The organism is Cryobacterium sp. MLB-32, assembly GCF_000738085.1.
GTDB lineage: Bacteria > Actinomycetota > Actinomycetes > Actinomycetales > Microbacteriaceae > Cryobacterium.
On the sequence record NZ_JPRS01000222.1, the window covers coordinates 1 to 4,998 of the forward strand.

At 62.4% G+C, this 4,998-nt stretch carries 5 protein-coding genes; 4 read left to right on the top strand and 1 reads right to left on the bottom strand.

Annotated elements, in window-relative coordinates; genetic code table 11:
* Positions 1-90: 90 nt before the first annotated feature.
* Positions 91-1,092, top strand: coding sequence for a GlxA family transcriptional regulator (locus JF66_RS16505; RefSeq protein ID WP_035879735.1), 1,002 nt, complete (start codon positions 91-93; stop codon positions 1,090-1,092).
* A 103-nt stretch (positions 1,093-1,195) separates the two neighbouring features.
* Complete coding sequence (locus JF66_RS16510) at positions 1,196-2,482, top strand: IS256 family transposase (protein WP_156109864.1); 1,287 nt, start codon at positions 1,196-1,198, stop codon at positions 2,480-2,482.
* A gap of 134 nt (positions 2,483-2,616) precedes the next feature.
* On the opposite strand, the gene JF66_RS16515 is transcribed toward JF66_RS16510, so the two are convergent.
* Positions 2,617-3,849 (bottom strand): MFS transporter, encoded by a 1,233-nt coding sequence (locus JF66_RS16515; RefSeq protein WP_035879737.1) that lies wholly within the window; start codon positions 3,847-3,849, stop codon positions 2,617-2,619.
* An 82-nt stretch (positions 3,850-3,931) separates the two neighbouring features.
* On the opposite strand from JF66_RS16515, the gene JF66_RS16520 reads away from it, so the two are divergent.
* Both JF66_RS16520 and JF66_RS16525 read left to right on the top strand, forming a co-directional pair.
* Positions 3,932-4,309, top strand: a complete 378-nt coding sequence (locus JF66_RS16520; protein ID WP_051973662.1) for a helix-turn-helix transcriptional regulator — start codon at positions 3,932-3,934, stop codon at positions 4,307-4,309.
* Between the two features lie 111 nt (positions 4,310-4,420).
* Complete coding sequence (locus JF66_RS16525) at positions 4,421-4,966, top strand: DM13 domain-containing protein (RefSeq protein WP_156109865.1); 546 nt, start codon at positions 4,421-4,423, stop codon at positions 4,964-4,966.
* Positions 4,967-4,998: the final 32 nt, after the last annotated feature.

Here is a 4,998-nt window from a genome sequence, read left to right on the forward strand (position 1 = left end):
GGTTCTGTTCCTGGTTCATGTCTTCCATCGAACCGGATCCAGTTCGTTTCAGAAAGTGGCGTTAATGACAGTGAACGATAAGATCACGCCATGAGGGTGGGAGTGTTGGCTTTGCCCGGGATGCGGGCCTTCGACGTCGCGGCGGTGATGGAAGTTCTCGCCGATGATCGCACGGACCGTGGCGTGCCCACCAACGAGGTGGTGATCTACGGGCCCGACAGCGTGATCGAGCTGGATCATGGATTCACCCTCCGCAACTGCCTCCTCATCGAGACCTTGGCCTGCGTTGATCTGCTCGTCGTTCCTGGATTCCAGGACCCCGAGTCTTTCATCGATTCGCTGTCTGACGCGGAGGTCAGACAGACGGTCGAGGTAGTACGTTCTGCCCACGCTCAAGGGTCCGTGGTGGCTTCGCTGTGCACGGGGGCATTTCTCGTGGCTGAAGCCGGGCTCTTCGACGGGTTGGCAGCGACGACTCACTGGCGTTACTGCGAACTTCTCCAGAGGCTGCACCCCAGAGTCCGCGTCGAGACCAACGCTCTCTACACCGACGAAGAAGAACACCGGGTCTGGAGTTCGGCTGGCGTTACAGCTGGCATCGACCTGTGCCTTGCCATCGTTGCACGCGAACATGGTGTGGCGGCGTCATCGACGGTGGCGCGTTCCATGGTCCTGCCCGCCACCCGTTCCGGCGGGCAGGCTCAATACGTCCCGCCCCGTTACCGCGAGAGCGAACTCACGACGGCTTCGCTGTTGCGACTCAGCACGCTCGTACGAGCCAACCTCGCTCACGCCTGGACTCTCGAAGAACTCGCTGCCCGGGCGGGGACCTCAAAACGCACTCTGCAACGCGAATTCGGCAGTGCCCTCGGGAGATCGCCAGGGCAATGGCTCGTCCAAGAACGACTCACTGCAGCCCGCGAGCTTCTCGAATACACCAGCGTCAGTATCGAGCAGGTCGCTCATCGTGTCGGTTTCTCCTCAAGTGACCTTCTTCGAAAACACTTCACCCGCGACCTGGGAACGTCGCCAGGTCACTATCGGAGGTCCTTCATGGTCACGCCCGAGATTGAATCGGGTAGCGCGCGCTGAGCCTTCCCTCGTGACACAGCGGGCGAGCCAATTCTCGGGGACTGTCTCTTAAACGGTGTTTCCGGCCTGACGCGCTGGACGTGGGTCTGGCGGGAAAGGTGCCGTGATGACGACACTTGATGCTGTGACGAAGAAGACGAAATCTGAGCCCACTCGTGAGGCGGTGGCTGCGAAGGAATGGGTGCGCCTGGCCAAGGAGCAAGGCTTGGCTCTGGACGGGCCTGACGGTCTGCTGGGCCAGTTCACGAAAACGTTCCTGGAGGCAGCGCTGAACGAGGAAATGACCGAGCACCTCGGTCATGAGAAGAACCGTGCCCCGGACGAGCGTGACGAATCCAATGTGCGCAACGGGGCCCGGCCCAAAACGGTGATCAGTCCCTCGACGGGGCCGGTGACCATTCAGGTGCCTCGTGACCGGGACGGCACGTTCACTCCGGTGACTGTGCCGAAACGACAACGACGTTTGACCGGGGTCGATGAGATCGTGCTGTCGCTGTATGCCCGGGGCCTCACGACCGGGGAGATCAGCGCGCACTTCAACCAGATCTACGGTGCGCAGGTGTCGAAGGAGACCATCTCTCGCATCACGGACAAGGTCATCGAGGAGATGCAGACGTGGCAGTCCCGCCCGTTGAACGGCGTCTACGCGGCTATCTTCATTGACGCGATCGTGGTGAAGATCCGGGACGGGCAGGTCGCCAACCGGCCCATCTACGCGGCCATCGGCGTGACCCTGGACGGTGATAAAGACATTCTCGGGTTGTGGGCCGGCACCGGCGGTGAGGGCGCGAAGTTTTGGATGTCTGTCCTGACCGACATCAAAAATCGTGGTGTCACCGACACGTTCTTCCTGGTCTGTGACGGGTTGAAAGGATTGCCGGACGTTGTCGGGAACGTGTGGCCGTTGACGACGGTGCAGACGTGCATCATTCACCTCATTCGGAACACGTTCAAGCTCTCCTCGAAGAAGGATTGGGATGCGATGAAACGAGCCGTGAAACCGATCTACACCGCTCCGACCGTTGACGCGGCGCGGGCGGCGTTGGATGATCTGACCGAGATCTGGGGGAAGAAATACGGCGCGATCATCCGGTTGTGGGAGTCGGCATGGGAGGAATTCACGCCGTTCTTGTCCTACGATCCCGAGATCCGCCAGGTGATCTGCTCCACGAATGCGATCGAGTCGCTCAATGCCCGGTACCGGCGGGCGGTGCGTGCTCGAGGACATTTCCCCACGGAGCAGGCCGCTCTAAAATGCTTGTATCTGGTCACTCGCAGTCTCGATCCCACCGGGGAGGGCCGAGCTCGTTGGACGATGCGTTGGAAGCCAGCTCTCAACGCCTTCGCCATCACCTTCCACGACCGCTGGCCGAACGCAGAATCCTACTAATGAAAACCGCCGGAAACACCGTTACCGAGACACACCCAATTCTCGCTCTGGCAGCTTGTTTCAGTCCGTGCCGCTCAGTGTCCGGCTGAGGGGGTCAGACGGACGAGATGTTGGGTGGGGCGGTTCCTGCGGGATTAGTCGCGGGGAAAGTTGCGGAGTATCAGTGTTCCGCAGGTGAGGGCGGCCAAGCTGAGGAGTATGGCGAAGAGGGTGACGCTGAGGCTCAGGCCCAGGGAATCGGTGAGGTAGCCGGTGGCTACGGCGAGCAGGCCGGCGGGGATGTAGCCGCCGATGTTGAGGACAGCGTTGGCTTCGGCGCGATGATTCGCTGGAACGTTTGTGCCGATGAGGGTGAGGCCTCCGAGTTGGCCGAGGCCTTGGCCGATTCCTGCGAGGAGTGCCGCGATGATGAGTGGGGCCGGATGCGAGACGGTGACGGCGGTGATGAGGCTGATCATCGCCAGGGTCGTTGACGTGGAGCCGAGAAGGAGGATGCTGCGAACGGGCAGCCGGTGAACGGCGAACTGGACGCCGGTGGCAGCGAGGAACATGGCAGTGGCCATTGCGCCGGCGATGAGCGGGCTGGAGGTATGCAACAGGTCCGCGAGGAGGGATGGGCCGAGGGCGAGCACGAATGAGGTCGCGGTGATCCCCGGCGCGAAGACGGCGATGCCGTAGAGCAGGTGGTTCCGGTTGGGCGTGGGGACAGTCGGCAATCGGAATCGGAAGGCCACTGGGGGCTGGTCTCCGGTGCGGTGGGGGAGCGGAGGGCGACGTGGCAGGAAGAACGTGACGGTCAGGGCTGTCGCGAGGAGTATGAACGCGACGGCAAAAACGGTCGGAGCAGGATTGGGCAGCGTTTGAGTGAACAGCCCGGAGAGCAGCGGCCCGAGTCCGGCGCCGATGACCATGGCCACGGATGCCGCGAGGGATGCTTGACGATGCCGGGTGGGGCCGCCCGAATCCACGACGGCCGCCATGCCGGCCGACACGATCACGCCAACCGCGATACCGGTGAGAAACCGTGCGGCGACGAGGGCAAGAACGGAGGGTGCGAACGCGAAGAGGCCGCAGGCCAGCATGGCGAGAATGATCCCCGGGATGAGGACGGGTTTGCGTCCGAATCGGTCGGCGAGCTGCCCGGCCACGGTCAACGTGAGCAGCAGCCCGACCATGTAGGCGGCGAAGATCACGGTCAGCATCCCCGAGGAGAAGCCCAGCTGGTCCTGCCAGTGCACGTAGAGCGGGGTGGGTGAGTTCGACAGCATGAACACAGCGGTGACGATCCAGGCCGCCAACCCCATCGGGATCGGGCCGGTCGGGCGGGGCCGCACTGCGTTGGGTGGGCGTGCGGAAGTTTGGGTCATGGGTTCCTCCGTCTGGTCTGTACGAGTAATCTCGAACATAGCAGCAGTACGAGAAGACTCGTACTTTGGTTAGACTGGCGCCATGGCCACTGCCGCACAGCACGTCACCACCGAAACCTCCGCGCTTGACGCGCCCGAGAACGTGCCTGATCCTCTGCCGGAGCCGGCGGTCGATGAGTTACAGCTCGAAGACGTCATGGGAGCGCTGGCCGACCCCTTACGGCTGACCATCGTGCGCAAGTTGATGCTCGAATCCGAGAGCTATGACCACACGTGTGGATGGTTCGGTTTCGACCGCCCCAAGTCGTCGCTGACGCACCATTTCAAAGCACTCCGGCAGGCGGGACTCATTCGGCAGCGGCAGTATGGGCTCGAACGCCGCAGCCGAGTTCGCACGGAAGACCTCAATGAACGCTTTCCCGGCCTGCTCGACCTCGTCGCGTCCTGGCACGAGGCCTGACCGGCGCCCTCGCCCGGCACGTCTCTACGACGGCTGATCGGGTGCACCTTCGGAACGAGGCTGACGGCCGGCTCCAGCTGCCGAAGTTGGATCGGCTGCTACGTTCGAGGCATGGGAATCGGTTTTCGTCAGACGTCACTCTCTGTAGTCGCTGTGGTGATCCTGCTCGGCGCCAGCGGGTGTAGCAGCGCGCCCATCACCGGCGTTAGCTCTCAAGCATCAACGCCAACATCGTCGTCAGACCCTGTGCCGGCGCCAATCGAGACGGTCGAACCCGAGGCCGCTGCAACGAGCGCATTCGAAGACCAGCTCCCCCTCACCGGGCAGTTCGTGGCTCAGTGGGCCGACACGGCCGGCTCCGTTGAGATCACCCGTCACAGAGACGGCACGGTCTGGGCGACCCTCGCGGATTTCAGCACGGGAGCCTCACCGAACCTGAGGCTATATCTCAATGAAGGCAAGTTGGTGAAGAACGGCGATGGTGCGTGGGCGACCGACAGCGGCACCAATTATGAGATCGCCCCTGTCCAAGCTTCAGGCAGTTCGCAAGAGATTCAGATTCCGGGCAGTCAATATATGACCGAGATACGTAGCGTCACCATCCTTGACTACACGAGTCCCGACTTCATGAATTTCGGGTCAGCACCACTCACGTAGCGCCTCATAACGTCCGCTGGTTCAGGCGCGAA

Bases quoted from the DNA above. Each gene is read 5' to 3' on its own strand.
- JF66_RS16505 (WP_035879735.1), top strand. From the start codon at position 91: ATGAGGGTGGGAGTGTTGGCTTTGCCCGGGATGCGGGCCTTCGACGTC.
- JF66_RS16515 (WP_035879737.1), bottom strand. From the start codon at position 3,849: ATGACCCAAACTTCCGCACGCCCACCCAACGCAGTGCGGCCCCGCCCG.
- JF66_RS16520 (WP_051973662.1), top strand. From the start codon at position 3,932: ATGGCCACTGCCGCACAGCACGTCACCACCGAAACCTCCGCGCTTGAC.
- JF66_RS16525 (WP_156109865.1), top strand. From the start codon at position 4,421: ATGGGAATCGGTTTTCGTCAGACGTCACTCTCTGTAGTCGCTGTGGTG.